This window comes from Pseudomonas crudilactis (assembly GCF_013433315.1).
In the GTDB taxonomy this organism is placed as follows: Bacteria; Pseudomonadota; Gammaproteobacteria; order Pseudomonadales; family Pseudomonadaceae; genus Aquipseudomonas; species Aquipseudomonas crudilactis.
Genome location: NZ_WXVV01000010.1, coordinates 35,439 through 61,477, shown reverse-complemented (window position 1 = coordinate 61,477; position 26,039 = coordinate 35,439). Strand labels below are relative to the sequence as shown.

Sequence of the window (26,039 nt, the reverse complement as noted above, 5' to 3'; positions counted from 1 at the left end):
GCAGAAAATTGCGCCGATTGACCGCCATCAGCTCACCCCCAATATCGACGCCAGATGCGCATTGAGAAAGCGTCCGCTCGGATCCAGCGCCTGGCGCACGTCGACAAATTCGCGCCAGCGCGGATACAGCGGTTGCAGGTTCTTCGCGTTGAGCGTGTGCAACTTGCCCCAGTGCGGCCGGCCGTTGTACTTCCAGAAAATCGGTTCGACAGCCGCGAAGAAATTGTGATGGTCCATCTGATAATGCTGGTGCACCGAGATCGAACAGCTGTCGCGACCCTCAAACATGCTCAGCGGAATGTCGTCAGCCTTGACATAGCGGTACTCGATGGGAAACCAGGTGCGCAGGTCCTTGTCTTGAATCAGCTTGAGAATTTCGCGAAGGCAGGCCGGGCCGTGTTCGGCCGGGACCGAATACTCCATTTCATTGAAACGTACGGTGCGCACGTTGGCGTAAATGTCGAACGAGTCGCCCACGCGGTCATCGAAACTCGCCAGATGGCGCAAGCTGTTGAGCAGCGTGCGGCGCAGGTCGGGGAAGTCGCTGCCGTACTTGTCGATCTTCTCGATCAGGGTGACAAACTCGTTGCCGCCCTCCTCTTCAGGCGGAATCGGAGGTGTGGCCGGGTCATCGGTTTCGTTTAGGGCGATGGACAAGGCGTAATCGGAATGCGTGACGACGAGCATTTCCCAGTGCTGGTTTTCACGGGTGTTCTTTTCGAGGTCTTCGAGCAGCTCTTCGGTCTTGGCGATCCATTGCCGTTCGCGCAAGCGATAAGCCGGGCGGTTTTGCAGACGGATTTTGGTGGCCACGCCGAGTGCACCGAGGGAAACGCGTGCGGCGTTGAATACTTCGGGATGGCGCTGGCTGTCGCAGTCCAGTACTTCACCATTGGCCGTCACTAATTGCATGCCGCAAACGTGCGCCGAGTAGGACTGAAAGTGTTTGCCGGTGCCGTGAGTCGACGTGGCAATGGCCCCGGCGAGGGTCTGGTAATCGATATCGGCCATGTTCTGCAGGGCCTGACCAATGTCTTTCAGCGGCAGGCCCATGCGTGACATCGGCGTGCCGGCGGCGAATTCGGCTTGCAGGGTTTTCGCATCGTGGTCGAGCAGTCCGTTGAAATAGCTCAACGACAACAGCGTGCCGTCGGTGGGCACTAGCGCGCTGAACGAGTGCGCCGAACCGACCGGGCGGATCTTGCCTTGTGCCTGCTTGATGACGGTTGTCAGTTCATCGAGATTTTTCGGTGCCAGCCGCGCCGCTGGCAGGCAACTTTGCCCGCCCGACCAGTTGCGCCACGGAATCAAGCGCGGCGCGCGCAGCAATTGGCCCAATGCCGGGTTACTGGCCAACGCACTGAACGCGCCGACAATGCTCGCCCGTTGCAACAACTGACGCCGTGTCAGATCCATGGTCATGCCGGGCACCTTATTCTGGGAGGGGCTGGTCGGCCATGAAGCCGATCAATTGCAGGAATTGTTCTTCCGAGCACTCGACGCACTGGCCCATCGGCGGCATGCCGTTGTAGCCGTTGATGGCGTGGTCGAGCAGCGTGTCGCTGCCCTGCCGGATGCGCGGCTCCCAGGCTTTGCGATCACCGGTGAGCGGCGCATTGGCGGCCGGGTTGGCGTGGCAGAGCTGACAGCTGTTGGCGTAAATCTGCGCCAGTGCCGAGTCTTTCGGCGTAGCGTTGCTATTGACGCTGGCCGGGGGCTTGGGGTCTTCGCCGCAACCAGGCAGCGCCACGGCCAACGCCAGCAGTAGAGTGAGTCGGATTGCCCGCATAACGGCCTCGCTTATTGTTGTGCTCACACCTTAAGGCAGCGGCTGCAACGGGTTGAGGGCATTGCGGGACAGTGAGGGGGGCAAACGGGGCCAGCTCTCGCCCCGATGATAGTTCCCGCGCTCTGCGTGGAAACGATCATCAAGCCAGCCCCCTCTGCTCTGCGCCTTTGCGTGACATTCCGGTGACATTTGCGGGTTTAAATTTCGGCGCATTCAGGCGTATAACCTGTAGAGACTTTTGATCTGCATGCGGACATCAACACGGGGTAGCGACATGACCACAGCAAACATCCTTGGCAATCTGTTCCCTTCTGTCGGCGACATCCCGGAAAAATACCGCCTCGACGCTCAGGTCGAGCAACGCGAATATCTGGTCGACGGCCAGTTGCGCCGCTGGGACGGCCCGCTCGCCACCGTGCGCAGTCCGGTCTATCTGAAAGGTGACGCCGGCGACGAACAAGTGATTCTCGGCAGCACGCCGCTGCTCGATGCCGACACCGCCCTCACCGCCCTCGACGCCGCCGTCCGCGCCTACGACCGTGGCCAGGGCCTGTGGCCGACCATGCGCGTAGCCGAACGCATTCAGCACGTCGAAGCCTTCCTCGGCCGCATGCGCCAGCAGCGCGATGCCGTGGTGAAGTTGCTGATGTGGGAGATCGGCAAGAACCTCAAGGACTCGGAAAAAGAGTTCGACCGCACCTGCGACTACATCGTCGACACCATCAACGCACTCAAGGAACTCGACCGCCGCTCCAGCCGTTTCGAGTTGGAGCAGGACACCCTCGGGCAGATCCGCCGCGTGCCACTCGGCGTCGCCCTGTGCATGGGCCCTTACAACTATCCGCTGAACGAAACCTTCACCACGCTGATTCCGGCGCTGATCATGGGCAACACCGTGGTGTTCAAACCGGCCAAGCTCGGCGTACTGCTGATCCGTCCGTTGCTCGAAGCGTTCCGCGACAGCTTCCCCACCGGCGTGATCAACGTGATCTACGGCAGCGGCCGCGAAACCGTCAGCGCGCTAATGGCCAGCGGCAAGATCGACATCTTCGCCTTCATCGGCACCAACAAGGCCGCCAGCGATCTGAAGAAACTCCACCCGAAACCGCACCGTTTGCGCGCCGCACTGGGTCTGGATGCGAAGAACCCGGGCATCGTCTTGCCGGAAGTCGATCTCGACAATGCTGTCAGCGAAGCAGTGACCGGTTCGCTGTCGTTCAACGGCCAGCGCTGCACTGCGCTGAAAATCCTCTTCGTCCACGAAGACGTGGTCGACAGCTTTATCGAAAAATTCAACGCCAAACTGGCCACGCTGAAACCGGGCATGCCGTGGGACAGCGGCGTGTCGCTGACGCCGTTGCCGGAGTCGGGCAAGGTCGATTACCTGCACGGGCTGGTGGCCGACGCGCGCAGCAAGGGTGCCGAAGTGGTCAACCCCAATGGCGGCGAATCCCGCGAGTCGTTCTTCTACCCGGCAGTGCTGTACCCGGTGAATCCGCAGATGCGTGTGTATCAGGAAGAACAGTTCGGTCCGGTCGTGCCGATCGTGCCGTACCGTCATCTCGATACCGTGATCGACTATGTGCTGGAGTCGGATTTCGGCCAGCAGTTGAGCATCTTCGGTACCAACCCGGTGGCAGTCGGACGGCTGGTCGACACATTCGCCAACCAGGTCGGGCGGATCAACCTCAATGCTCAGTGCCAGCGCGGTCCGGATACCTACCCGTTCAATGGCCGCAAGAATTCCGCAGAAGGTACGCTGTCAGTACACGATGCATTGCGGGTGTTTTCGATCCGCACACTGGTGGCAACCAAATTCCAGGACAGCAACAAGGATCTGATCAGCGAGATCATTCGCGGTCGCGATTCAAGCTTCCTGACCACCGACTACATCTTCTGACGAGGGCCTTGCACTGAGTACGTTCAGCACCTACCGATTGCCGCCACTGTTGCGTCGAATTCTGCGTCCGCTCCTGGATCCGTATCGCCGCTACCGACACGCCCGCTTGATCCACGCGGTGCGGGTGGCATTGGGGTTGCTGGCGACGATTGTGCTGACCACCGGCATCAACCTGCCCCACGGTGAGTGGGCATCGGTGACCATGCTGGTGGTCATCGGCGGTTTGCAGCACCACGGCAACATCGGCAAGAAAGCCGCCGAGCGCGCCACCGGTACTTTGATCGGCGCCGGCGTCGGTTTGTTACTGGTGGCGCAGCATGCGTGGCTCGGCATGCCATGGCTGACCTACTTTGCGATGGCGGTGGTCTGTGGCTTCTTCTCCTATCACGCCATCGGCAAGGGCGGCTATACCGCCCTGCTCTCGGCAATTACCGTATTCATTGTCGCCGGGCATGGCGACAACCCGATCACCGACGGCTTGTGGCGTGGCGTCGATATTCTCATCGGTATTGCGCTGGCGCTGGCATTCTCCTTCGCTCTGCCGCTGTACGCGGTGTACTCGTGGCGCTACAACCTGGCCGATGCCTTGCGCGATTGCGCGACGGTATACAGTCGAATCATCAACGGCCAGCCGGTCAGTGCCGACGAGCACCTGAAGCTGATGAGCCGTTTGAGCGCGGTGATGGTGCAATTGCGTTCGCTGATGCCGTCGGTGTCCAAGGAAGTAAAGATCTCCATGACCGAGCTCGATGCGATCCAGCGCAACCTGCGCATGTGCATCAGCACCCTGGAAATCCTCGGCAACACCCGCCCTGATGCCAACGACCCCGAAGCCATGGCTCATCTGCAATCAGCGTTGAAGGCCGAACACCGCATGATCCGCGTGCAATTGATCGGCATGGCCCGCGCCTTGAAATCCGGTGCGATACAGCGCCTTGATCGTCCGCTGGCGTTACCGGACGCCAGCCTTGATGCGCCGGTCTACAGCGCGCTGGACGGCTATCGCCTGTTGACCCGGCAACTAGCGGCGAACATCGCCGAGATGCGCCAGCGCCTGGCCAAAACCGCACCGCGCTGGAACATCTGAGGTTTATTGCGCAGCCAGTCGACGCGCCTTGAAGCCCCAGCCCTGCTGCATGCCAGCGGCCGCGAGGAGAATCGCCGCCACGCCTAGCCATTGCAAAGTCTGCAAGCGATGACCGAACGCGAACCAGTCGACAAAAATCGCTGCAATCGGGTAAATGAAGGACAGTGCGCCGGTGAGCGCCGTCGGCAATTTCTGGATGGCACCGTACAGCAACACATACATCAAACCGGTATGAACGATGCCCAGCGTCACCAGACTGGCCCACGCCCCTGGTGTTGGCGGCAGTGCGGAAAAATGCGCAAACGGTGCGAGCAACAGCACGCCGGTGCAGACCTGGATCAGTGCGATCAGATGTGGCGGTGTGCCGGTCAAACGCTTGATGATCAGCGCTGCAATCGCATAGAGAAAAGCCGCACCCAACGCCAGGGCGATTCCCACCAGATAGTCGTTACCGCTGCTGCCTTGCTGACCATGGGCGCTGACAATCGCCAGCATCCCCATAAATGAAATCGCCAGCCAGAACAGCTTATGCACGGTTATTTTTTCGCCGAGAAACAGTGCCGCCAAGCCGACCAGCATGAACGGCTGCACGTTGTATACCGCAGTGCCAATGGCGATTGAAGCCCGAGAATACGAGGCAAACAGCAGCACCCAATTTCCGACAATCGCCATCCCGCTGAGCACCGCCAGCCAAAATGTCGTACGGGTCAGAATGCGCGGCCGCAGAAAACCGAATGCCGCGCAAATCAACAGCAAGGTAGCGGCACCGAATACGCAGCGCCAGAACACCACGTCCAGAACCGCTTGCCCGGAAACCAGCACGAACCAGCCAATCGTCCCGGATATCAGCATGGCAGCGGTCATTTCAAATGAGCCGCGACGGATCGGGTTGTCCATCTTCAATCTCCTCAGCATTTGGCGAAAGCGTGGCAAAAGTATGCCAAGCGGACACGGCATCGCTCCAGAGCAAAAGGCAGGCTAAACTGCTGATCTGCCTTTTTTATCGAGGGTGATTGTTAGAAATCGCCTAATCCAGGAGTTGAGTGATGACCGACGATATCGACCAGATTCTTATCAGCGCACTGATGGAGGACTCACGGCGTTCGCTCAAGGCGCTGGCGCAAATCAGTGGTTTGTCTTCGCCCAGCGTGGCCGAGCGTTTGCGCCGGCTGGAAGAGCGTGGCGTGCTCAAGGGCTACACCGTGGAAATCGACCCGAAATGCTTCGGCTATCAATTGCAGGCCATCGTCCGGGTACGGCCGCTGCCGGGGCAGTTGCAGGAAGTCGAGCGGCAGATTCTGTCGATTCCAGAATTCACCGAGTGCGACAAAGTGACGGGCGAAGACTGCTTCATCGCCCGCCTGCACGTACGTTCGATGGAACAGCTGGACATCCTGCTCGACCGCCTCAATACGCTGGCTGAAACCAACACAGCGATCGTCAAGAAGACACCGGTCAAGCGTCGTTTGCCGCCGATGGCCTAAGTGCTTTTTCCGCATGTTCGGCGTAGATTGAGGTTTTTCCGGCGAAGGATTGGCGGTAATGAGAATTCAGGCAATGGTGCTGGCAGCGTTGACGCTTGCCGGTTGCGGGACCGTACAGACCGTGGTGCGCAGTGATCAGGCTGCGGTGGACAGCCTCAAGGAGCAGAAAAGTTATTGCGGGGCGGTGCCAAGGATTTACAGCGGCCTCGCCTACGACTTTTGCAGCCTGCATGCGCCTCTGGGCAAGGGCGTTGATGCCGACGATTACAAAAACGCCGCGATTCCCGTGGTGTTGATCGATGCCGTGGTGTCCGGGGCACTCGACACGCTGTTGCTGCCCTACACCGTCTACAAACAGCAGACTGACGGCAGCATCGTGATCAACTGAAAAAGCCTGCGCACGCCGCAACGTGCGCAGGCTTTTCGCTTCTTACTCCAGCAATTGCTGCAGGCTCGGGTCACGAATGACTTTCTGCAATGGCTTCGGCGTGGCGTTGTTGGTGGAATTGAGCATTTTCAGTTTCATGTCCGACGCTTTGCTGCACGCGTTCTTGCCGTCAGCGTAGATGCCGCTCATGTCGCATTTCCACTCGAAGTAATTCACCAGACCGCCGGACAACTGCAGGCTGTAGTCAGTGCTTTGAGTGCCCGGCGTGAAAGCATGGCCGGCCGGAATGTTCTGGAACCACTTCATCCATTCAGGCGACCCCGGCTTCGGCGCATTGGCCTGGAACGTTGGATTCATGATCGCCACTTGCGGCGTTTCGGCGGTTGCATGGCAGCTCAGGCAGGAACTGTTGGGGTTGTCCACCGGACCATTGAGGCGACCGTTCCAGCCCAGATGGGTGGGCGGCAACTCCTGGGTCTTGGCGTTGATCGCTGTCTGTTGCAACGCGGGGTTGATCTTGGTTTGCGTCGGTTGCGGGTTGGTGAAGTCGTTGCCGATTTCTTCCGGATCGTTGCCCCACATGATCCCTACCGGGACGAGGTTGTCCCAGCCAGGCTTGCCGGTTTTCGCGCCGTTGTACTGAAAGGTGCCGAAGATCCAGCCAGTGGCACTCATGCGCTGATCGCGCACGGCGATGTCCATCTGGATCAATGCGACATCTTTGATCTTGCGATTAGCCGACGTGAACGTTTCGGTGACGTAGCCCTTCCACAACACCGGGTTCACCAGGAACGGCACGGTGCTGCGATCGATATCGGCGAACAGGGCTTTGCAGACTACGGTGCCGTCGGGGAAGCTGTTGGGTGCCGATGTGTATTTCGGATCAGGGTTGTTCGGGTCTTTCCAGACCTCTCCGATGGTATAGGCGCCGATGTCGTTATAGATGCCCACCGCGTAAGTCTGGCCGGTGGCGGTCTGCGTGGCGGCGAGTTGCTTGACCTGGATCTGCGCCTCTTTGGTCAGGCCGTGAATCCCTTCGCGTCCCAGCGGGCCGTAGTGCTGCCACGGCATGTGATACCACTGACGTTTTTTATTGTTCTGCACGTACCAATCAGCCTCGACGTTGCCTTCGAGGCAATAGGTTTTGACTTCCTCCATGTACGCACGCCAAGTCTCAAAATTGTTATCTGGCTTGGTCGGTAGATTCTTGAAAAAACCGGGTAGCGGTACTTGCGGCGCTGTTGCCGGGTAATTCTGGCTCAACTCAAACAGTGGGCCAGAGTATTGGCTGGAAGGTGGTTGATAGCCGAAGTCAGGATAGACGCCGGCGAGGGTTGACGCGCTGAACAGCGCGGTGGTGACGGCCAGTACAGCCAGTTTTCCTTGGGGCTGGTTCATCGATGATCTCCTTGATTGGGACAACGCCTGCAATGGCAGGGCCTCCATTATTTTTCTGGTATCAGGGTCCCGGTCGTTCGCCGGGATACGGTCACGGTGCATAGAATTTGGCGTGGTTCACCTCCCGGTTTTCACTGGACGAACGAATACAGTCGCTCTCGGCCAAAAGGCCTGGCGATCAACAGCAAGGGAAGTGAATGCGAGGGACGCAGGGATTACACGAGGGGGGCTGGTTAACGACTCCTGTCGATCAGGCTACTGCTCTTCCTTGGTATTTAGGTGTAGGTGATTTCCAAAAAGACGCCACTATTTTCAGATCATTTTATAGGTAAAAGGCCACTACGCTTTTCAGCGAGCAACAAAAAACCCGCCGAAGCGGGTTTTTTGTTGAAACGACTAACGATCAGTCGTCGCGGCTCATGATGCCAAAGATCTGCAACAAGCTGATGAACAGGTTGTAGATCGATACATACAGGCTGATGGTCGCCATGATGTAGTTACGCTCACCGCCGTGGATGATGGCGCTGGTCTGGAACAGAATGCAGACCGATGAGAACAACACGAAACCTGCGCTGATCGCCAGTTGCAGACCGCTGACCTGAAAGAAGAAGCTCGCCAGCGTTGCACCCAGCAACACGAAGAAACCAGCGGTGATGAAACCACCGAGGAAGCTCATGTCCTTGCGGGTGATCAGCACGTAGGCCGACAGACCACCAAACACCAGCGCAGTCATCGCGAACGCGGAGCTGACCACTTCAGCGCCGCCCTGCATGCCCAGATAACGGTTGAGGATCGGGCCGAGCAGGAAACCCATGAAACCGGTCAACGCAAAAGCGGACACCAGGCCCCACGCGGAATCACGGAGTTTGTTGGTGAGGAAGAACAGCCCGTAGAAGCCGATCAGCACCACGAAAATGTTCGGGTAGCCAACGCGCATCTGCTGTGCGACAAAAGCCATGACGCCGCTGAATGCGAGGGTCAGAGCCAGTAGGCCGTAAGTGTTGCGCAGGACGCGGCTAACCTCTAGCTGCTCAGCCTGCACGCTGTTATTAACTGCGTAATCCTGTTCGCGCATGGCGACACTCCTGTTGGTTTGAAACGTTCAGTCGCAAAGATCATAACAGACGCTCTGTAACAAGCCATGCAGAGAGTTTGACAGTGTGTTTCATTCAGGTATTATGGCGCCCGCAACGCAACGGAGGTGTGGCCGAGTGGTTTAAGGCAACGGTCTTGAAAACCGTCGACTGTAACAGGTCCATGAGTTCGAATCCCATCGCCTCCGCCATATTTTGTACCGACAAAGCCCTGATTATTCAGGGCTTTGTCGTTTCTGGGATTCGGCAACTGAACCATCACCTTACTTCGGCTTGGCCCGATAAGTCGGCCGGTACTCGGTGTAATACACGGTGTTGTCTGGAATATCCTTGTTCACGAACGCCTGGGCGCCGATCGTCACGTTGTTGCCGATATTGATTTCACCGACGATGCAGACGTTTGCGCCGATTTCGACGTTGTCACCGAGGCGCACGTGACCTTGGGTATAGTCCTTGGAACCGATGGTGGTGTTCTGGCGAAGGCGAAGGTTTCGGCCGATGATGGCCCGATGGGTAATGACGATGCCGATGCGATGCGAGAAGCAGATACCCGGACCGATTTGTGCCGACAAACCAATGTCGATGTTGTGCTCGCGGATCAGTTTTCGATTTATCCGCTTTGCCCACTTCTTATAGTTCCAGAACCCGCGAGGCTTGTTGTGCAGGTACTGGGCAATCCTGAACCAGAAAACGTAGTGGTACCGTTCTTTGGCCAGAACCCTGTTGATCAGGGTGCTCAGTTTTACGCTGCCGTCTTCCTTGGTAGCAATTTCCTCCTTCAGGTAAGCGCACAGCTCCTTGAAATCCCTCATTTATCTTTCCGAAATATTGGCCGATTGTGACGGCGTTAATCATGAGGCGGATTATGTCAGGGCTGAAATGGTATCGATACAGATCGTTATGCTTGATCGCTATCTGGAGAAGTGGTGGGTTGGAAAGAGCATCGCCTTCAGTGCAAGCAAGTCAATTCAGGGAAGTGCACCGTTTAATCCATGAGCCGCGGCGGTAAACTCCTGGCTCAGACCGCCGGCCCATTCGTACCTCGTCAGATTGACTGCGTTCATAATTCTCGACCGGGCAGGCAACTGACTAATTCAAACTTTCTCCGGCGAATACTTTTTGCCTTGCAGGACAGCAACGAATGCCGAAAAAACCACCCGTCGCCCGAGAGGCCGCCACCGCTGCGGACATCGAGCGCGCCATCCAGGCCTTGAACAAAATGGCCGAACGTCTGTGGGGCGATGGTCGAGAAGCAGAAGCCAAAGCGCTTCTCGACGCGCTGGATGCCTTGAACCGGGCGCTCGACCGGATCCGCATCGGCGAGAGTCGCCGAGCGGTGACACTTCATTGAGTCTCACGGCTTGAGAATCAACACGGGCTCGCCCTTCTTCACAACATAAGTCGCCAACTCCGAGCCCTTGTCCGAGCCAATGTTTTTGGCGATATGCGCAACCCCTTCCGGAATGAACAGCGAGTCACCCGCCTTCAGCGTCACCGGTGCCCTGCCCTCCAGTTGATATTCGAAAGTGCCGCTGATCACGTATGCCACCTCGACGCCCGGATGCGCATGCCTTGGTGAGGCCACGCCGGACTCGAAATCGACCCGCGCCTGGATCACTTCGCGATCCGCAGCGCCGAGGTCCTGGCGAACCAGATCGGTGCGGCTAAGTCCTTGCTGCCAGCTCTTGGGTTGCGTGTCAGCGGCGTGTGCGATGCCGGTCAGGGAAGCGAGAATGGCGGTGGTTGCCAGAAAGAGTGGACGGCGCATGATGTAGCCCTCTTGTGCGTAGTGGTGGTGTGACCTCTACTGTGTGTGGGGCATGTAGCGTGGATGTGTCGTGAACCCGTTGTTTGTTATTGGCATGTGTATCCGGTGCGGATTGATACACGCTTAAACAAACCTTTCGCTGCTTTGGCACTGCGCCAACAGCCATGTCCTCAAGGCGACGATTTTCTTCGAGTTGGCGGTTTCATGGGGCGTCACCAGATAGAAGCCCAGATCATCCTTCAGGCGCAAAGCGAAAGGCGCCACCAATCGTCCGGCTCGCAGGTCATCGTCGACATAGGTCGAGCGCCCGATGCATACCCCCTGCCCGTCAACGGCTGCCTGCACCGCCATCATCGCCAGGTCGAAGGTCAGTCGCGACCCTTTGGCCAGTTTCGCTGGCTGATCCGCCGCGCTCAGCCAGGTGTTCCAGTCTGCGGCGGTCATGCCGCTGACTTGCAGCATCGTGTGGTTGGCCAGATCGGCCGGCGTCTGTAAGGCCTTCCCACCCTTGAGCAAGGCCGGACTGCACACCGGGAAGATTTCATCGGACATCAGCCAGTCCGCACGCAAGCCCTTCCAGTCACCGCGACCATAACGAATCGCCGCATCAATCCCGCCATGGCGAAAATCCACCAGATCGGTGGCGGCGCTGACCCGCACTTCGATATCAGGGAACGTCTGCTGAAAGGCCGGCAGGCGCGGCAACAACCATTTGGACGCGACCGACACTAATGTGCTGATGGTCAGCACTGTGTTGTCGCGTGTCGCGAACAACTGCTCCGTCGAATAGCGCAACTCATGAAACGCCGAGCGGATACCCGGCAAGTAAGCCTGCCCTGCCTCAGTCAGTGCCAGGCCGTCCTTGAGCCGCAAAAACAGCGACACATCAAGCTCCGCCTCCAGTCTGCGAATCTGATGGCTGATGGCGGTTTGCGTGACGTTCAGTTCTTGCGCAGCCTGAGTAAAGCTCATGTGCCGCGCGGCGGACTCGAAGGCTCTCAAGCCATTCAAGGAAGGTAATCTGGCGACCATATAGCGTTAAACACTCATGAGATTTTGTCATACGCTATCACTTGAAATGACCTTTGCGAAACGCTCAGTGACGATGGATTCTGGCGCCTTCTTTCAACAAGGATCTGCCATGAAACTGTATTTCGCGCTGATGACCTGCTCGCTGTCATCGCACATTGTGTTGCGGGAACTGGGCTTGCCGTTCGAGCTGATTCGCGTCAATAACCACAGCAAGCGCACTGCCGATGGACGCGACTTTCGCGAGATCAATCCCAAGGGATACGTGGCTGCCTTGTTGCTGGAAAACGGCGAGGTATTGACGGAGGGGCCGGCTATTCTTCAATACCTGGCCGATCAGGTTCCGCAGCATAAACTGGCGCCGGCCAATGGCACGTGGGAACGCTCGCGTTTGCAGGAGCATCTGAACTTCATCAGCAGCGAAATCCACGGCGCCAGCGCGCCGCTGTTCAACAATGAGATCCCGGAGTCGATCAAGGCGATCTTCAAACAAACACTGTTCAAGCGCCTGGACTTTCTCAGCCAGACACTCGCCCCCCAGGACTATCTGATGAGCACATTCAGCGTGGCCGACGCCTATTTGTTCACCGTCCTGCAGTGGCTGCCGACGTTCAATATCGACATTGAAAACTGGCCGGTACTGGCGACCTACGTAAAGCGCGTAGCCGAGCGCCCAAGCGTACGCTCGGCCATCGCGGCAGAACAAGCCACGCATCCGGTCTGATCCGTGCCGATACGCAAACGGGCGATGTCGCCAATGAATCTGTAAACTGGCGCGATTTACTCGCTCAGACAAGGGATCAACATGGCCAGCCAAGACATCACCTTCACCCCGGATCCGGACGCAGACTCGATTTCTTCCGACGTAGCGACCTTCGCTGGGATCATGGTGTCGACCCAGATCCCGACCCGTGCCGATGGCAGCCTGGAACTGGGTGGCATCACCGAGCAAAGTGAGTGCACATTGCAAGCGTTGAAAGTCGCCCTGGAACGCGCCGGCAGCTCGATGGATCGGGTCATGCACCTGACCATCTACCTGACCGACATGGCTGATCGCGCTGCGTTCAACGAGGTGTACAAACGCTTTTTCGCCAAGCCATGGCCGGTACGCGCCGCTGTGGGTGTGGCCTCGCTGGCAGTTGAAGGCATGCGTGTGGAAGTCACCGCAATGGCCGCCAAGGCCTGAGACTCACTGCACAACCCCTTGTGGGAGCGAGCTTGCTCGCGAAAGCGTCAGTTCAGTCTCCATTGATGTTGAATGTCCTGCCGCCTTCGCGAGCAAGCTCGCTCCCACAAGGGTCAAGGTGACAATGCCCTGTGCCATCGGGCAGCACAGGCGTGCCGGGCGCGCGTTTCACGGGTAGAATGCGCGCCTAACCGTGACAGCCTGACTAAAAAAACTATGTCCTTGCCCAAGCATCATCTGGAATTGCTCAGCCCTGCCCGCGATGTCGCCATCGCCCGTGAGGCGATCCTGCACGGCGCCGACGCCGTGTACATCGGCGGCCCGAGCTTCGGCGCGCGCCACAACGCCTGCAACGAAGTCGGCGAAATCGCCGAACTGGTGGAATTCGCCCGCAAGTATCACGCGCGCATCTTCACCACCATCAACACCATCCTGCACGACAACGAACTGGAACCGGCACGCAAGCTGATCCATCAGTTGTACGACGCCGGTGTCGACGCGCTGATCGTTCAGGATCTGGGCGTGATGGAGCTGGACATTCCGCCGATCGAGCTGCACGCCTCGACCCAGACCGACATTCGTACGCTGGAGCGGGCGAAGTTCCTCGATCAGGCCGGTTTCTCGCAGTTGGTCTTGGCCCGTGAGCTGAACCTGCAAGAGATTCGCGCCATCGCCGACGAAACCGACGCCGCCATCGAGTTCTTCATTCATGGCGCGTTGTGCGTGGCCTTCTCCGGCCAGTGCAACATCTCCCACGCGCAAACCGGGCGCAGCGCCAACCGTGGCGACTGCTCGCAGGCCTGCCGTTTGCCGTACACCCTCAAAGATGAAAAGGGTGGCGTGATCGCCTACGAAAAACACCTGCTGTCGATGAAAGACAACAACCAGAGCGCCAACATCCGCGCACTGGTTGAAGCCGGTGTGCGCTCGTTCAAGATCGAGGGTCGCTACAAGGACATGGGTTATGTGAAGAACATCACCGCCTATTACCGTCAGCGTCTCGACGACGTGCTCGAAGACCGCCCGGACCTGGCCCGCGCCTCCAGCGGCCGCACCGCGCACTTCTTCCTGCCTGACCCGGAAAAGACTTTCCACCGTGGCAGCACTGATTACTTCGTTACTGATCGCAAGATCGACATCGGCGCTTTCGACTCGCCGACCTTCACCGGTCTGCCAGTCGGCACCGTCGAGAAAGTCGGCAAACGCGACATGCAGGTTGTCACGCAAGAGCCGCTGTCCAACGGCGATGGCTTGAACGTGCTGGTCAAACGCGAAGTGGTCGGTTTCCGCGCCAACATCGCCGAAGCCAAAGGCGAGTTCGAAGAAGACGGCGAGAAGCGCTACCGCTATCGCGTCGAGCCGAACGAAATGCCCGAAGGCCTGTTCAAGCTGCGCCCGAATCATCCGTTGAATCGCAACCTCGATCACAACTGGCAGCAGGCGCTGCAAAAGACGTCTTCGGAGCGTCGCGTGGCCTTGAGCTGGGTCGCACGTCTGCGTGAAGAACAACTGGAAGTGACCGCCACCAGCGAAGAAGGCATCAGCGCCAGCGTCACCCTGCCCGGTCCGTTCGGTGTCGCCAACAAGCCTGAGCAGGCGCTGGAACAATTGCGCGATCTGCTCGGCCAGCTCGGCACCACGCAGTACCACGCCACCGACATCAAACTGGATGCGCCGCAGGCGTTCTTCATCCCCAACTCGCAGCTCAAAGCCCTGCGCCGCGAAGTGATCGAGAACCTGACCGCCGCCCGTGTCGCTGCGCACCCGCGTGGCGGCCGTAAAGCCGAAACCAGCCCGCCGCCGGTGTACCCGGATTCGCACCTGACCTTCCTCGCCAACGTCTACAACCAGAAGGCGCGCGACTTCTACCACCGTCACGGCGTGAAGCTGATCGACGCTGCGTACGAAGCACACGAAGAGCCGGGCGAAGTGCCGGTGATGATCACCAAGCACTGCCTGCGCTTCTCCTTCAACCTGTGCCCGAAACAGGCGAAAGGCGTGACCGGTGTGCGCACCAAAGTCGCGCCGATGCAGTTGATCCACGGCGATGAAGTGCTGACGCTGAAGTTCGATTGCAAGCCGTGCGAGATGCACATCATCGGCAAGATGAAAGGCCACATCCTCAACCTGCCGCAACCGGGCAGCGTGGTCGGCCACATCAGCCCCGAAGACCTGATGAAAACCATTCCGCGCGCACCGCACTGAGTGGACGGCGTGCGCGGTGCTTCGGCGCCGCGCACGTCTGCCCGCTTTGCCTGGCCAAATCGCAGGCATAAAAAAACGCCAACTTCTTGCGAAGTTGGCGTTTTTTCGAATATGGCAGGGGCGGCTGGATTCGAACCAACGCATGGCAGGATCAAAACCTGCTGCCTTACCGCTTGGCGACGCCCCTACTGCTCTTTCCAGCTACTTCGTTAGGTTCGCTGTGAGAACGGGGCGCAATTTACCAAGGTTTTTTCGCTTTGGGAAGCGCGAAGTGAAATATTTTTTGTTTTAAAACAGCGACTTATTATTTTGGCCTGAATCAGGCCCATGCTGAGTCGGTTTCGCGCCGTGTATCACACTGTGTACCAACCCCACCGCGACACATCGACTTTCAACAAAGCCGTTTTACGACACAGGCCAGATACGTCCCAACGCTCAAATGCACTCAAGGTTTCAAGGGCTCACCAAGACCCCTCGGCCAACGGTTCGCAAAGGAGACGTCATCATGAAAAAGGCACTGCACACCCGCAACACCGCGTTCGGTTTGTCGATTCTGGCTTTGTCGTTGTTCAGCGCTTTTGGCACTACTCAAGCGCAAACCAATGAGCCTGCGGCCGCCAGTTATTCCGCGCCCTCGCCTTTCGGTCCGCTCAAACATGTGAAGGCCGGCGTGCTCGACGTCGCCTACGCCGAAACCGGCCCTGCGAATGGCCCGGTGGTGATCCTGTTGCACGGCTGGCCCTACGACATTCACAGCTACGACGAAGTCGCGCCGCTGCTCGCAGCCAAGGGTTATCGGGTGTTGATGCCGTATGCACGCGGTTATGGCGATACGCAGTTCCTCTCCAAAGACACCTTGCGCAATGGCCAACCGGCGGCGCTGGCCAGTGATGTCATCGACTTCATGGATGCGCTGAAGATCAAGCAAGCGGTGCTCGGCGGTTATGACTGGGGCGCACGTTCGGCAGACATCGTTTCGGCGCTGTGGCCGGAACGTGTGAAAGCGCTGGTGTCGGTCAGTGGTTATCTGATCGGCAATCAGGCTGCCGGGCAGAACCCGCTGCCGCCCAAGGCTGAATTGCAGTGGTGGTATCAGTTCTACTTTGCGACTGACCGTGGCCGTGCCGGCTATGCGAAGAACACCCACGACTTCGCCAAACTGATCTGGCAAAACGCTTCGCCACAATGGAAGTTCGACGACGCCACGTTCGACCGCAGCGCCAAGGCGCTGGAGAACCCTGATCATGTCGACATCACCGTGTTCAACTACCGCTGGCGTCTGGGCCTGGTTCAGGGCGAAGCGAAATACGCAGCGCTGGAGCAGAAACTCGCTACCGCACCGTCGATCAGCGTGCCGACCATTACCCTTGAAGGCGATGCCAACGGTGCGCCGCACCCGGCGCCGGAAGATTACGCCAAGCGCTTTACCGGCAAGTATCAGTTCCGTTTGATCAACGGCGGGATTGGCCACAACTTGCCGCAGGAAGATCCGCAGGCGTTTGCCAAAGCCGTGATCGACGCCGATCACCTGTAGAAACAAAAAAGCAGTCAGCCGCAATGGCTGACTGCTTGATTATTAACGTGAGCGACTACTCGGTTGGCACAACCAGATCCAATGCCTTATTGACTGCCAATTCCCCCAACATGACCACTTGCGCAATACCCAACAGGGTATGGCGGTTCGATCCCTCCAGCACCCCGGCAAAATTGCCGAGCATGACCGTGGCGGACGCGAGGGAACCGCTGGCATTGCTCAGCAAGGACTCGGCGTCAGATTGCGGGTTAACCATGAACATCGTGCTGGGCGTATAGGGTGTGGCCATGATCGCGGCAGGCAACAGGTAATGGTCGAGCGCACGCTCTGCCGCTTCGTGAAGCTTTCTTGAATTGGGCGATGCGTACGGGGACACCAGGTCGGTGACCGGTGGTTCGGGTGGCTGAGACATCTGCTGAAACTCCAGACAAGAACCGCTTCAGGTCTTTTGATAGAAGGCGTGAAGCGCCGCGATTGCGGACGCTTCTGTGCAATGAGGGAGCGAGCCCCCTCACCCATCTGCATCGCGACTAGTGCGGCAAGCGCTGGTTATCCAGAACTCGGCCGACCACCAGTTCACTGAGCATGATCACCTGTTGCAGGATCAGCATCTTTTTGCGCTGTGAAGGGTCAATTGAATCGGCGAGATCGCGGGCCATGTCAGTGGCTGAGGACAAGGTTTCAGTGGCTTCGACGAGCAGGGTTTCGTTATCCACTGTGGGATCGATGAGGTAGATCTTGCCGGTCTTGCGGGTGGGGATTGAAGTCTTCAGCGCCGAGGGATTGAGGTAGAAGTTGATCGCGCGGTCGGCGGCCTCTTTGATGTTTAGAGGTTCGAGCGCGGCGTCGTAGGGGATTGGATCGGTTTCTGGCGGGTTTGGCGTAATTTTGAACATAGATGACACTCGCTTAGCAAAAAATAAGGAGCCATCACTCACGCTACCAAACGAGGTGGTGACCATTGCGCAGGTTGGTAGACCGGTCTAAGCGAGTAAACCCCGGCGCTCCCGAAGGAGCCCCACGCATGGCCACCATAAAAAACCGAGCCCCGAAAAGAGACTGCATATAGCGGCGCATAACGCTTAGAAAACGGGCTACCAAACCCGATCACTGTTTTGCAGTGACAGGGAAACGATACAGCCCGCCTCAAGGCGCGTAAGCCGGCGGATTCTGGCGTACGCGTAGGCAACGGCGCAAGGTGTTGTAGCCGTTATGGCGTAACAGTGCGTGTAAGTTAAACGCGTGTGGGTGATGGCGTTTAAAAGCCCCTCACCCTAGCCCTCTCCCAAAGGGAGAGGGAGCTGACCGGGGTGTTTGAGGAGGTACGCCGACGTGTGATTGCGCGGTGCACTCTCGTTGGGAAACGGCTGTTGTTATTTGACCAGTCGTTTTTCTTTGGAAGGTCTGTAGCCGAATACGAGCTGTAGCATTTGCTGAATGGCTTGGCTGGCCCGATTTCCACTAGCGCAGGAGTTTTCAGTGCGCGGGTTCTATCAGAGAGGACTTTCAGCGATCAGAGGACAAGCCGGCGTCTGGGCAGCCGCTAGTGGCGAACTGCAAAGTCGTCCTTGAGTACAAACTCCATTCCAATGCCCACGCCTTTGAGTACCTCGGTCACGCGGTCGATAAAGATTTCACCTTGCTCGGGCAGCGCATAGAGGCCGTTGATGCGAATCTTGGGATTCTTGCCCTCGGCTGGCGGATAGCTTTCCAGCAGTTCACCGCTCTCGATGAAGGCGATGTAGGTGTTGATTTTCTCTTGAAGCAACAGCAGGTGTTCACCCTGTTGGGCTTTGTCGCCCCATTCCAGGTGATCGGTGATGACGAGCACGACGTTGTCTGGCTCCCACTCGGGTACTGCGATGATGTCGACGACTTTTGTTTCGGTGATAGACATGCCCGATCTCTCAGTGGGGATTGTCAGCTCCGCTTTCTCTGGATGTGTTTATTAATCCGCTTTGAGCACGAATTCGAATCCTATGCCTACGTCCTTCAATGCCTCCGCAACGCGATCGATGAACAACTCGCCTTGCTCGGGTAACTCGTACTTGCCTTGAACACGAATGACAGGTGATTTTCCGAGTGCACCGGGTATCTCAGTGTAGATTTCACCGCTTTCGATGAAAGCGATGTAGTTATTGATTTTCTCTTGAAGCACCAACAAGTGCTCGCCTTGTTCAGCCTTGTCGCCCCATTCCAAATGGTCAGCAATACCGAGGATGATCTTGTTGCTGTCCCATTTTGGGATACCCCACATATCGATTGTTTTTGCGTCTGTTACGGACATTTCAGTTCCTTGGTTCCGTTATTTTTGCGGCGGGCGCAGAATTTCTACTCGGATTGGCGGGATTTGGGTGCCGCCGGGGAAGCCGGGGTTGCCCTTGCCCATGATGCGTCCGCCGCTCTGTTCGATTTCCGGGAATGCCCGCTTTTGATTGCGGGTCAGTGGTGCCGTTTCCGAGGCTTTGCATTCGACGCACGCGATATCGCCGTTTGCATCTCTACCTATCATATCGAGACGGGTCCGGGTGCCGCTCTCTGTTTTTATCGTTACTTGTTGGCCGGACTCTTCCATTTCTTCCGAAAAACCGCTGTACGCCTCTTCTTCGAAAGCCGCCCCTGCTGCCTTGTTCTTCTCTAGTTGCGTGCTGAGCACGATGTAGATGGATTCAAGGCCAGCGTCATCCGGGAACCAGATGATTGCGTCCTGAAACTCGGGAGGATGTGCTGGATTAACCAGAAGCGTGCCCGACTTTTCTGTCGGCGGATAGACCCATACTGGAGGTAATTGCGGCACGCCATCAAGTGCTGGAATACCCAGCACACCATCTGGGTTTGCTGCTGGCGTCCAGGTAAGGCCTATTCCATTGCCTATGTCGGCAATGTATTTTTCGCCGCTCTTTTCCGCTTTGATGACAGGGACATTTTCCCAGTCCTTTTTGCCGCCTGTGTAGAAACCGTAAGCGCTGACGGAACCGTTCGGCAAAGTCTTTACGTTGACGCGGACGCGCGTGCGGCCCGTTTCGAGCGTGGCGTACTGGTCGGTTTTGTAGAAGGCACTGTCGGGTGCAAGGTTTGTATTGGGCATTAATAGCGCAACGGTGCCGACGGCGGCACCTGCTGCCAATGCACCAGCACTTTCGAGCAAGCCTAGCGCGAGAGAGCCACCCAGTCGCTGAGCAATGGCGCTGCCGGTTGTGGAGCCGCCGACCAGTTGAAGAGATGTGCCTTCGGCGGTGATTGCCGCTCCTGTGGCCATAACAGCCCACAAACCGTAGTCCGCCAGTTTCTCTACCGGGACGAATCCAGCTTGGTTTGTGTGGTTGATTTCGCCGTCGGGCAAGTTGCAGCTTTTGGCGAAGACACATCCGAGCGGTGCTGGTTTTACGTCTGGTGTCGCCGGAAGGTCTTTGTATTGCGCCCAGTATTGGGCGTTGACGTCGACGGGTTCAACGCCGGTGTTGCGATAGCCCTTGGGAGGGTTGGGGACGTAGCCACTCAATCCTTGATTCCTTGTCCTGATCCTTTGAACGAGGCGCAGAGTGACAGGTGGTGTTTGGGGTGGCAATCAGTGGCACTTTGACGCCATTTTCAATGGCTCGGCATGACCCGTCTGCAAACCGGCAGGACTCCCGCTTGCAACGACTTGGGCATATGGCGCGCTTCGGTGATGTATAAGGTCTTCAAGAGCCCCTCACCCTAGCCCTCTCCCAGAGGGAGAGGGGACTGACCGTGGTGTTTGGGGGAGGTACGCCGACGTGGGATATCGGGTGGAACTCTGGTTATTAAAAACGGCTGTTGTTATTTGACCAGCCGTTTTTCTTTGGAGGGTCTGTAGCCGAAATATGAGCTGTAGCATTTGCTGAAATGGCTTGGGGAAACGAAGCCGCACGCTACGAGTACTTCCACTTGTGAAAGCTCGGTGTGTTGCAGCAAACGCCGTGCTTCGGTGATACGCAGTTCCAGGTAATAGCGCTGCGGCGTGGTGCCCAGTTGTTCCTTGAACAAGCGCTCCAACTGGCGACGTGACCGTCCGGCGTACACCGCCAGTTGCTCCAGCTCCAGCGGTTCCTCCAGATTGGCATCCATCAGCTTCACCACTTCACGCAACGGCGCACTGACGCAGATGTTTTCATCCGGTTTGATTCGCCGGTAGCGCGACTCCTCAAAAGCCAGAATATCTTCGATGCCCTCGACCAAGGCTTTGCCGTGCAAACCCTTGATCCAGTCCAGTGCCATGTGGAAAGCCCCGGACGGGCTTGAGGCCGTGAGGCGGTCGCGATCAATGACGTAGGGCTCACTGCTGACGTGGGTGGCTTTGGCGATCTCGGTCAGCGCCGGGCGGTGCTCCGGGTGGATTGCGCAGCGGTAGCCATCGAGCAGCCCGGCGCGGCCGAGAAACCACGAGCCATTCCATAACCCGGCGAGCGAGATGCCGCGCTCCGCTGCCGATCTGAGCAAGCCGATGAACTCATCACTCGCTCGCAGTTCGGTGCGATAACCACCACACACCACCAGCAAATCCAATTTCGCCAGCGCGGCAGAATCCAGACGTGCGTCAGGGCGGATGACCAGCCCCAGGTCACTGATGACTTCGCCGTCACCCAAACCAAACGTGCGCGAGGAAAACAACCCCGGACGCAACAGGTTGGTGGTGACAACGGTGTCCAGCGCTTGAGTAAACGCCGGTAGCGAAAAGTGTTCGAGCAGCAGAAAACCGGTGCGGGTCAGGCGCGTGTCATCCGCGCCTTGCTCATTCAGATAGCGGAGGTTTTTCCCCTTCATGCCTCCGCTGAATTGGCGTCGTTCGATCAAGTTGTGGTCCATCGGTTATGTTGTTATGCGCCGATAGTTGGCTTGATCCGCGTCAGAGTCAATCACGCCTGTGGTTGATGGCTGGTGACGCAGTGAATTCCGCCACCACCGGCGGCGATGGCATCGATGTTTAGCTGGACGATTTCGCGCTGCGGATACAGTTGAGAAAGCAGATCGAAAGCCTTTTTGTCCGCCGCTTTATCGCCGAATTCCGGGGCGATGATCGCGCCGTTGATCACGAAGTAATTGATGTAACCGGCGGCGAAGTCCGGGTTGTTTTTGTTGAACTTGCTTTGGCGCGGTTTCAGCGGCGGCGACATCGTGTGGATCTGCAATTTGCGGCCATCAGCATCGGTGGCGTTCTTGAGGATTTCCAGGTGCGCCAAAGTGACCTTGTGATCGTAGGATTCAGGGTCGGTGTCGAGGTTGGCGATGACCACACCGGGCTTGATAAAGCGTGCGTAGAAATCGACGTGAGCATCTGTGATGTCCTTGCCCTTGATGCCCGGCAGCCAGATGATTTTGCGCAGACCCAGGCGTTCCTTCAGTTCGGCTTCGACATCGGCCTTGCTCCAGTCCGGATTGCGGTTGCTGTTGATCCAGCTGCTCTCGGTCATGATCCCGGTGCCGTGACCGTCGACCTCGATGCCGCCGCCCTCGCCTACCAGATCGGTGCGGATGTAGGTGGCTTGCGCGTCGTCGGCGACCAGTGCGGCGATCTTCGAGTCTTTACTGTGCTGCTGTTTGCCACCCCAACCATTGAAGTTGAAGTCCACCGCACCCAGGCCACCCTTGTCGTCGATAACGAAATTGGCGCCGATGTCGCGCATCCAGATGTCGTCGAGCGCGGCGGTGACGTAAGTGATATTGCGCGTGCCGCAGAATTCTTCGGCGATGCTGCGCTCGTTCTTGCGGCAGAACACGGTGACTGGTTCAAACCGGGCGATGGCGCGGGCAATGCGGCCGAGCGCTTCCTGGACGTCTTCGGTGAAGTCTTCCCAAATCGCATCCTGCGCGCCGAAAGCGATGTAGGCGCGCTCATGTTTGTCGCCTTCGTCGGGCATGAACCAGCGGCCTTGCGCGGCAGCCAGGACTTTGCCCGGCGATAGGCCCAGGCCTGTCACCGCAGCGCTGACAGCGGCGACCACCGAGGCTTGTTTGATGAAATCGCGACGAGTCGTCATGTGAGTTCCCTGTCTTTCAGTGAAGGGCCGACGCGTACGCCGGCCATTGATCATTTGCCAGTGGCAGTCTTGAATTTGGTCCAGGTGCGCATGCGCGCGCGCATGTCGGCCTGAGGGATGTCCTTGCCCGGTATCAATCGAGCATAGGTCGCTTCGTCGAGGTAGATATCCGGGTTGTCGCGCATGCTTTCATCGACACTCGCCCGCGCCTTGGCGTTGGAAGTCGGGTAGCCGGTGAAATTGCTGATCGCGGCCATGTTCTGCGGGCGCATGACGAAGTTGATAAACGCGTAGGCGTATTCCGGGTGTTTCGCGTCGACCGGAATGGCCATGGTGTCCATCCACACGGTCGTGCCTTCGCGCGGCACGCGATACTGGAAGCGCGTGTGTTTGCCGGCGCTGTCCGAGGTGCGTTGCGCCTGAGTCATGTCACCGCTGTAGCCGAGGGACAGGCACAGGTTGCCATTGACCAGATCGGTCACCGGTTGCGACTGGAACTTGCGGATGTACGGCCGCAACTTCATCAACAACTCGCTGGCCGCTGCGAGATCCTCGGCTTTGCCGCTGCGCGGATCGCGACCGAGGTAATTGAGCACCACCGCCAAGGCTTCGTCTGGCGAGTCGATCATCGAAATCCCGCAATCGGCAAACTTTGCCGCCAACTCCGGTTTGAACAGCATGTCGAGGCTGTTGACCGGCGCGTCGGCCATGCGTTTTTTGATCTGCTCTTCGTTGTAGGTCAGGCCGATGGTGCCCCAGGTGTAGGGCACCGTGGCTTTGCTGGAGTGTTCGTAATGGCCGCGCAGTTTCTGCAAACCGGGTTCGATGTCGGCCAGTTCGCTCAGCTTCGCTTGATCCAGCGGCATCAGGCTGCCGGCGCGCATCAAGCGCTCGGCGACGGTGTCGCCGGGAAAGATCAGGTCATAACCGCTGCCGCCGGAGAGCATCTTGGCTTCCAGGGTTTCGCTGCCATCCATGACGTCGTAGATCACCTTGATCCCGGTTTCGGCGGTGAAGCGGCTCAGGGTGTCTTCGGCAAAATAATCCGCCCAGTTGTACAGCCGCAGGGTTTTGTCTTCGGCGTGCAGCGACGGAATCAAGCAGATCAGCGCCAGGCCGATCGCGCCGCGCAAGCGTTTGTGATGGGTAGCCATGTCAAACCCCTTGGGTGTTCCAGCGTGCATGAAGGTGGCGACCGTCCTGACTGAGCAGCGGCCCGTACATCTCCGGACGACGATCGCGATAGATGCCCCAGCTCAAACGCTCTTCGCGCATGGCCGTCATATCGAAGCGCTGCACCAGCACACCGCTGCTGTCGCGGTCAGCGCTGGCGAGCAATTGGCCTTTGTGGTCGCTGATGAACGACGAGCCGTAGAAGCTCATTTGCAGGTTCGAATCGGTGGTCGCGGTTTCTCGACCGACGCGATTCGACGCCACCACCGGCAGCAGATTGGCAGCGGCATGGCCGCGCATGGTCATCTGCCAGTGGTCGCGGGAATCCAGCGCCGCGCAGCCCGGTTCCGAGCCGATGGCGGTCGGATACAGCAGTACTTCGGCGCCCATCAACGCCAGGCAACGGGCAGTTTCCGGGAACCACTGATCCCAGCAGATGCCGACGCCAAGGCGGCCGAACGCGGTGTCCCAGACTTTGAAACCGGTGTCACCGGGGCTGAAATATTCCTTCTCCTGATAACCGATGGCGTTGGGGATATGGGTCTTGCGATACACACCCAACAGACGCCCGTCGGCATCGGCCACACTCAGCGAGTTGAAGTAGGCATTGCCGGCCTTCTCGAACCAGCTCAGCGGTAACACCACACCCAACTCGCGGGCCAGTGCGGCGAAGCGAGCGAGTACGCGGCTGTCGCGATACTCCTCGGCCAACGCCATGTGCTTATGGCTTTGTTCGATGCAGAAGTACGGGGTAGCGAACAGCTCCTGCAACAGGATCACTTGCGCGCCCTGCTGCGCTGCGTCACGGACGAGTTGCTCGGCGCGATCAAGGTTGCCGGGTAAATCCCAGGTGCACGGCATCTGGGTGCTGGCGATGGTCAGAATGCTCATGCGTTCAACCTCTCAGCGGCCAGGCCGGCTGTTGCTGGGTGATGCAATGCACCCCGCCACCGCCATGGGCCAAATGGTTGATCCGCACCGGCACCACTTCGCGGCCGGGGAAGGCTTGCTCCAGTACTTTGGCGGCGACGTTGTCAGCCTCGATGCCATACGCCGGCATGATGATCGCGCCGTTGGCGATGTAGAAATTGGTGTAGGACGCGCAGAATACTTCGGCTTCGGTGTCGACCGCGTCGGTGGCTTCGAACAGTTCGATCAGTTCGAATTTGCGTCCCTGCGCATCGGTAGCGAGCTCGAGTGCGCGGCGGTTTTCTCGGGCTACTTCGGCGTAGACCGACGACTTGTCGTGGGTGGCGTCAACCAGCAGCACACCCGGGCGGGCGAAGGCGCAGACACCGTCGACATGGCCATCGGTCATGTCGCCCGTGACGTAGTCCGGATCGCCCGGCAACCAGATGGTTTTTTTCACGCCGAGCAAACGGCTGAAGATTTCTTCCATTTCGGCTTTGCCAATGCCGGGGTTGCGATTGGGGTTGAGCAGCACCGATTCGGTGGTGATCAGCGTGCCTTCACCGTCGACATGAATCGCCCCGCCCTCGTTGCTCAGCGGCGTGCCGAAGCATTCCAGGCCGAGGTGATTGAGCGCGCGGCGCGCCAGACTTTCGTCCAGATCATGCGCCGACTTGCCGCCCCAGGCGTTGAAGCGCCAGCTCACACCGGCCAGCCCTTGCTGTGGATGGCAGACAAACGTCGGGCCGGAATCGCGGCACCAACTGTCATTCACGGCCAGCGCAATCAGCTCGACGTTCGGCCCGCACAAGGCTTTGGCGCTGGCGATGGCCGATGGGTCGACCACCAGTTTCACCGGTTCGAAACGGGCGATGGCGTTGGCGACGCGCGCAAAATCTTCCTGCACTTGCGCCAGGGTCACGCGCCAACCGGATTCCCACAACGTCTGGTTGTGCGGCCAGACCATCCACGTCGCGGCGTGAGTCACCCACTCTGCCGGCATCATCCAGGCGCTGTTTTTATTGTCGTTGTGCTGCATGATAAGCCTCGTTAGTTAAGCCGTTGTGTTCAATAGGCTTATGCTACGACCCATAAA

General features: G+C 58.4%; 27 protein-coding genes and 2 tRNA genes. 10 read left to right on the top strand and 19 right to left on the bottom strand.

The features are described 5' to 3' along the window. Window positions 1-27 precede the first annotated feature (27 nt). Both GTU76_RS12920 and GTU76_RS12915 read right to left on the bottom strand, forming a co-directional pair. Window positions 28-1,356 carry a D-arabinono-1,4-lactone oxidase gene (locus GTU76_RS12920; RefSeq protein ID WP_180698818.1) on the bottom strand — a complete coding sequence of 443 codons (1,329 nt, stop codon included), beginning with the start codon at window positions 1,354-1,356 and terminating at the stop codon, window positions 28-30. A 76-nt stretch (window positions 1,357-1,432) separates the two neighbouring features. Next, a complete protein-coding gene (locus GTU76_RS12915; RefSeq protein ID WP_180698755.1) occupies window positions 1,433-1,789 on the bottom strand; it encodes a c-type cytochrome in 357 nt (118 codons plus the stop codon). 274 nt (window positions 1,790-2,063) lie between these two features. Here GTU76_RS12915 and GTU76_RS12910 point away from each other — a divergent pair, with 274 nt between their 5' ends. Then, complete coding sequence (locus GTU76_RS12910) at window positions 2,064-3,689, top strand: NADP-dependent glyceraldehyde-3-phosphate dehydrogenase (protein ID WP_175554206.1); 1,626 nt, start codon at window positions 2,064-2,066, stop codon at window positions 3,687-3,689. Between the two features lie 46 nt (window positions 3,690-3,735). Beyond that, complete coding sequence (locus tag GTU76_RS12905) at window positions 3,736-4,776, top strand: FUSC family protein (protein ID WP_026000472.1); 1,041 nt, start codon at window positions 3,736-3,738, stop codon at window positions 4,774-4,776. A 3-nt stretch (window positions 4,777-4,779) separates the two neighbouring features. Here GTU76_RS12905 and GTU76_RS12900 read toward each other — a convergent pair whose 3' ends face one another. Beyond that, window positions 4,780-5,673, bottom strand: a complete 894-nt coding sequence (locus GTU76_RS12900; RefSeq protein ID WP_180698754.1) for a DMT family transporter — start codon at window positions 5,671-5,673, stop codon at window positions 4,780-4,782. Window positions 5,674-5,822: 149 nt separating this feature from the next. Between GTU76_RS12900 and GTU76_RS12895 the strand changes: the two genes are divergently transcribed. Next, on the top strand, window positions 5,823-6,260 hold the full coding sequence (locus GTU76_RS12895) for an Lrp/AsnC family transcriptional regulator (RefSeq protein WP_016983425.1): 438 nt from the start codon (window positions 5,823-5,825) through the stop codon (window positions 6,258-6,260). 58 nt (window positions 6,261-6,318) lie between these two features. After that, the gene (locus GTU76_RS12890) at window positions 6,319-6,648 is read left to right on the top strand and encodes a YceK/YidQ family lipoprotein (RefSeq protein WP_026000473.1); all 330 of its coding nucleotides are present in this window, start codon (window positions 6,319-6,321) and stop codon (window positions 6,646-6,648) included. A 42-nt stretch (window positions 6,649-6,690) separates the two neighbouring features. Here the strand turns inward: GTU76_RS12890 and GTU76_RS12885 are convergent, their stop codons facing one another. After that, window positions 6,691-8,046 (bottom strand): hypothetical protein, encoded by a 1,356-nt coding sequence (locus tag GTU76_RS12885; protein WP_016983427.1) that lies wholly within the window; start codon window positions 8,044-8,046, stop codon window positions 6,691-6,693. Window positions 8,047-8,449: 403 nt separating this feature from the next. Next, window positions 8,450-9,121 (bottom strand): Bax inhibitor-1/YccA family protein, encoded by a 672-nt coding sequence (locus tag GTU76_RS12880; RefSeq protein WP_007915443.1) that lies wholly within the window; start codon window positions 9,119-9,121, stop codon window positions 8,450-8,452. A 122-nt stretch (window positions 9,122-9,243) separates the two neighbouring features. On the opposite strand from GTU76_RS12880, the gene GTU76_RS12875 reads away from it, so the two are divergent. Next, a tRNA-Ser gene (locus tag GTU76_RS12875) sits at window positions 9,244-9,331 on the top strand. A 72-nt stretch (window positions 9,332-9,403) separates the two neighbouring features. Here the strand turns inward: GTU76_RS12875 and GTU76_RS12870 are convergent. After that, a complete protein-coding gene (locus GTU76_RS12870; RefSeq protein WP_016983429.1) occupies window positions 9,404-9,952 on the bottom strand; it encodes a serine acetyltransferase in 549 nt (182 codons plus the stop codon). A 329-nt stretch (window positions 9,953-10,281) separates the two neighbouring features. Between GTU76_RS12870 and GTU76_RS12865 the strand changes: the two genes are divergently transcribed. Then, window positions 10,282-10,491, top strand: a complete 210-nt coding sequence (locus GTU76_RS12865; protein ID WP_016983430.1) for a hypothetical protein — start codon at window positions 10,282-10,284, stop codon at window positions 10,489-10,491. Window positions 10,492-10,494: 3 nt separating this feature from the next. On the opposite strand, the gene GTU76_RS12860 is transcribed toward GTU76_RS12865, so the two are convergent. Together GTU76_RS12860 and GTU76_RS12855 are read right to left on the bottom strand one after the other, a co-directional pair. Beyond that, complete coding sequence (locus GTU76_RS12860) at window positions 10,495-10,908, bottom strand: cupin domain-containing protein (RefSeq protein ID WP_180698753.1); 414 nt, start codon at window positions 10,906-10,908, stop codon at window positions 10,495-10,497. 123 nt (window positions 10,909-11,031) lie between these two features. Then, a complete protein-coding gene (locus GTU76_RS12855; protein WP_180698752.1) occupies window positions 11,032-11,940 on the bottom strand; it encodes a transcriptional regulator GcvA in 909 nt (302 codons plus the stop codon). A 109-nt stretch (window positions 11,941-12,049) separates the two neighbouring features. Between GTU76_RS12855 and gstA the strand changes: the two genes are divergently transcribed. From gstA to GTU76_RS12840, 3 genes are all read left to right on the top strand, one after another. Further along, window positions 12,050-12,661: a glutathione transferase GstA gene (gene gstA / locus GTU76_RS12850; RefSeq protein ID WP_180698751.1), complete on the top strand. Its 612-nt coding sequence runs from the start codon at window positions 12,050-12,052 to the stop codon at window positions 12,659-12,661. Window positions 12,662-12,742: 81 nt separating this feature from the next. Then, window positions 12,743-13,123 carry a RidA family protein gene (locus GTU76_RS12845; protein ID WP_180698750.1) on the top strand — a complete coding sequence of 127 codons (381 nt, stop codon included), beginning with the start codon at window positions 12,743-12,745 and terminating at the stop codon, window positions 13,121-13,123. Between the two features lie 216 nt (window positions 13,124-13,339). Then, window positions 13,340-15,328 (top strand): peptidase U32 family protein, encoded by a 1,989-nt coding sequence (locus GTU76_RS12840; protein WP_175554201.1) that lies wholly within the window; start codon window positions 13,340-13,342, stop codon window positions 15,326-15,328. Between the two features lie 112 nt (window positions 15,329-15,440). Here GTU76_RS12840 and GTU76_RS12835 read toward each other — a convergent pair. Continuing rightward, window positions 15,441-15,515, bottom strand: a tRNA-Gln gene (locus GTU76_RS12835). Between the two features lie 318 nt (window positions 15,516-15,833). Here GTU76_RS12835 and GTU76_RS12830 point away from each other — a divergent pair. Continuing rightward, a complete protein-coding gene (locus tag GTU76_RS12830) occupies window positions 15,834-16,862 on the top strand; it encodes an alpha/beta fold hydrolase (RefSeq protein ID WP_016983841.1) in 1,029 nt (342 codons plus the stop codon). A 55-nt stretch (window positions 16,863-16,917) separates the two neighbouring features. Here the strand turns inward: GTU76_RS12830 and GTU76_RS12825 are convergent, their stop codons facing one another. The 10 genes from GTU76_RS12825 to GTU76_RS12780 all read right to left on the bottom strand — a co-directional run bounded on the left by GTU76_RS12825 (window position 16,918) and on the right by GTU76_RS12780 (window position 25,982). After that, on the bottom strand, window positions 16,918-17,274 hold the full coding sequence (locus tag GTU76_RS12825) for a DUF6124 family protein (protein WP_007919067.1): 357 nt from the start codon (window positions 17,272-17,274) through the stop codon (window positions 16,918-16,920). A 118-nt stretch (window positions 17,275-17,392) separates the two neighbouring features. After that, the gene (locus GTU76_RS12820) at window positions 17,393-17,758 is read right to left on the bottom strand and encodes a DUF6124 family protein (protein WP_180698749.1); all 366 of its coding nucleotides are present in this window, start codon (window positions 17,756-17,758) and stop codon (window positions 17,393-17,395) included. Between the two features lie 647 nt (window positions 17,759-18,405). Continuing rightward, window positions 18,406-18,759, bottom strand: coding sequence for a DUF6572 domain-containing protein (locus GTU76_RS12815; RefSeq protein WP_180698748.1), 354 nt, complete (start codon window positions 18,757-18,759; stop codon window positions 18,406-18,408). A 51-nt stretch (window positions 18,760-18,810) separates the two neighbouring features. Then, complete coding sequence (locus GTU76_RS12810; protein ID WP_180698747.1) at window positions 18,811-19,149, bottom strand: DUF6572 domain-containing protein; 339 nt, start codon at window positions 19,147-19,149, stop codon at window positions 18,811-18,813. An 18-nt stretch (window positions 19,150-19,167) separates the two neighbouring features. Further along, the gene (locus GTU76_RS12805; protein ID WP_180698746.1) at window positions 19,168-20,364 is read right to left on the bottom strand and encodes an S-type pyocin domain-containing protein; all 1,197 of its coding nucleotides are present in this window, start codon (window positions 20,362-20,364) and stop codon (window positions 19,168-19,170) included. A gap of 299 nt (window positions 20,365-20,663) precedes the next feature. After that, window positions 20,664-21,689 (bottom strand): GlxA family transcriptional regulator, encoded by a 1,026-nt coding sequence (locus GTU76_RS12800; protein ID WP_175554195.1) that lies wholly within the window; start codon window positions 21,687-21,689, stop codon window positions 20,664-20,666. A gap of 50 nt (window positions 21,690-21,739) precedes the next feature. After that, window positions 21,740-22,861 (bottom strand): agmatine deiminase family protein, encoded by a 1,122-nt coding sequence (locus tag GTU76_RS12795; RefSeq protein WP_180698745.1) that lies wholly within the window; start codon window positions 22,859-22,861, stop codon window positions 21,740-21,742. A gap of 50 nt (window positions 22,862-22,911) precedes the next feature. Next, window positions 22,912-24,015, bottom strand: coding sequence for an extracellular solute-binding protein (locus tag GTU76_RS12790; RefSeq protein WP_180698744.1), 1,104 nt, complete (start codon window positions 24,013-24,015; stop codon window positions 22,912-22,914). A gap of 1 nt (window position 24,016) precedes the next feature. Next, entirely contained in the window at window positions 24,017-24,925 is a 909-nt protein-coding gene (aguB, locus tag GTU76_RS12785; protein WP_016987351.1) for an N-carbamoylputrescine amidase, read from the bottom strand. A 4-nt stretch (window positions 24,926-24,929) separates the two neighbouring features. Next, on the bottom strand, window positions 24,930-25,982 hold the full coding sequence (locus GTU76_RS12780; protein WP_180698743.1) for an agmatine deiminase family protein: 1,053 nt from the start codon (window positions 25,980-25,982) through the stop codon (window positions 24,930-24,932). Window positions 25,983-26,039: the final 57 nt, after the last annotated feature.

Bases quoted from the DNA above. Each gene is read 5' to 3' on its own strand.
- GTU76_RS12915 (WP_180698755.1), bottom strand. From the start codon at position 1,789: ATGCGGGCAATCCGACTCACTCTACTGCTGGCGTTGGCCGTGGCGCTG.
- GTU76_RS12910 (WP_175554206.1), top strand. From the start codon at position 2,064: ATGACCACAGCAAACATCCTTGGCAATCTGTTCCCTTCTGTCGGCGAC.
- GTU76_RS12900 (WP_180698754.1), bottom strand. From the start codon at position 5,673: ATGGACAACCCGATCCGTCGCGGCTCATTTGAAATGACCGCTGCCATG.
- GTU76_RS12895 (WP_016983425.1), top strand. From the start codon at position 5,823: ATGACCGACGATATCGACCAGATTCTTATCAGCGCACTGATGGAGGAC.
- GTU76_RS12890 (WP_026000473.1), top strand. From the start codon at position 6,319: ATGAGAATTCAGGCAATGGTGCTGGCAGCGTTGACGCTTGCCGGTTGC.
- GTU76_RS12885 (WP_016983427.1), bottom strand. From the start codon at position 8,046: ATGAACCAGCCCCAAGGAAAACTGGCTGTACTGGCCGTCACCACCGCG.
- GTU76_RS12880 (WP_007915443.1), bottom strand. From the start codon at position 9,121: ATGCGCGAACAGGATTACGCAGTTAATAACAGCGTGCAGGCTGAGCAG.
- GTU76_RS12870 (WP_016983429.1), bottom strand. From the start codon at position 9,952: ATGAGGGATTTCAAGGAGCTGTGCGCTTACCTGAAGGAGGAAATTGCT.
- GTU76_RS12865 (WP_016983430.1), top strand. From the start codon at position 10,282: ATGCCGAAAAAACCACCCGTCGCCCGAGAGGCCGCCACCGCTGCGGAC.
- GTU76_RS12860 (WP_180698753.1), bottom strand. From the start codon at position 10,908: ATGCGCCGTCCACTCTTTCTGGCAACCACCGCCATTCTCGCTTCCCTG.
- GTU76_RS12855 (WP_180698752.1), bottom strand. From the start codon at position 11,940: ATGGTCGCCAGATTACCTTCCTTGAATGGCTTGAGAGCCTTCGAGTCC.
- gstA (WP_180698751.1), top strand. From the start codon at position 12,050: ATGAAACTGTATTTCGCGCTGATGACCTGCTCGCTGTCATCGCACATT.
- GTU76_RS12845 (WP_180698750.1), top strand. From the start codon at position 12,743: ATGGCCAGCCAAGACATCACCTTCACCCCGGATCCGGACGCAGACTCG.
- GTU76_RS12840 (WP_175554201.1), top strand. From the start codon at position 13,340: ATGTCCTTGCCCAAGCATCATCTGGAATTGCTCAGCCCTGCCCGCGAT.
- GTU76_RS12830 (WP_016983841.1), top strand. From the start codon at position 15,834: ATGAAAAAGGCACTGCACACCCGCAACACCGCGTTCGGTTTGTCGATT.
- GTU76_RS12825 (WP_007919067.1), bottom strand. From the start codon at position 17,274: ATGTCTCAGCCACCCGAACCACCGGTCACCGACCTGGTGTCCCCGTAC.
- GTU76_RS12820 (WP_180698749.1), bottom strand. From the start codon at position 17,758: ATGTTCAAAATTACGCCAAACCCGCCAGAAACCGATCCAATCCCCTAC.
- GTU76_RS12815 (WP_180698748.1), bottom strand. From the start codon at position 18,759: ATGTCTATCACCGAAACAAAAGTCGTCGACATCATCGCAGTACCCGAG.
- GTU76_RS12810 (WP_180698747.1), bottom strand. From the start codon at position 19,149: ATGTCCGTAACAGACGCAAAAACAATCGATATGTGGGGTATCCCAAAA.
- GTU76_RS12800 (WP_175554195.1), bottom strand. From the start codon at position 21,689: ATGGACCACAACTTGATCGAACGACGCCAATTCAGCGGAGGCATGAAG.
- GTU76_RS12795 (WP_180698745.1), bottom strand. From the start codon at position 22,861: ATGACGACTCGTCGCGATTTCATCAAACAAGCCTCGGTGGTCGCCGCT.
- GTU76_RS12790 (WP_180698744.1), bottom strand. From the start codon at position 24,015: ATGGCTACCCATCACAAACGCTTGCGCGGCGCGATCGGCCTGGCGCTG.
- aguB (WP_016987351.1), bottom strand. From the start codon at position 24,925: ATGAGCATTCTGACCATCGCCAGCACCCAGATGCCGTGCACCTGGGAT.
- GTU76_RS12780 (WP_180698743.1), bottom strand. From the start codon at position 25,982: ATGCAGCACAACGACAATAAAAACAGCGCCTGGATGATGCCGGCAGAG.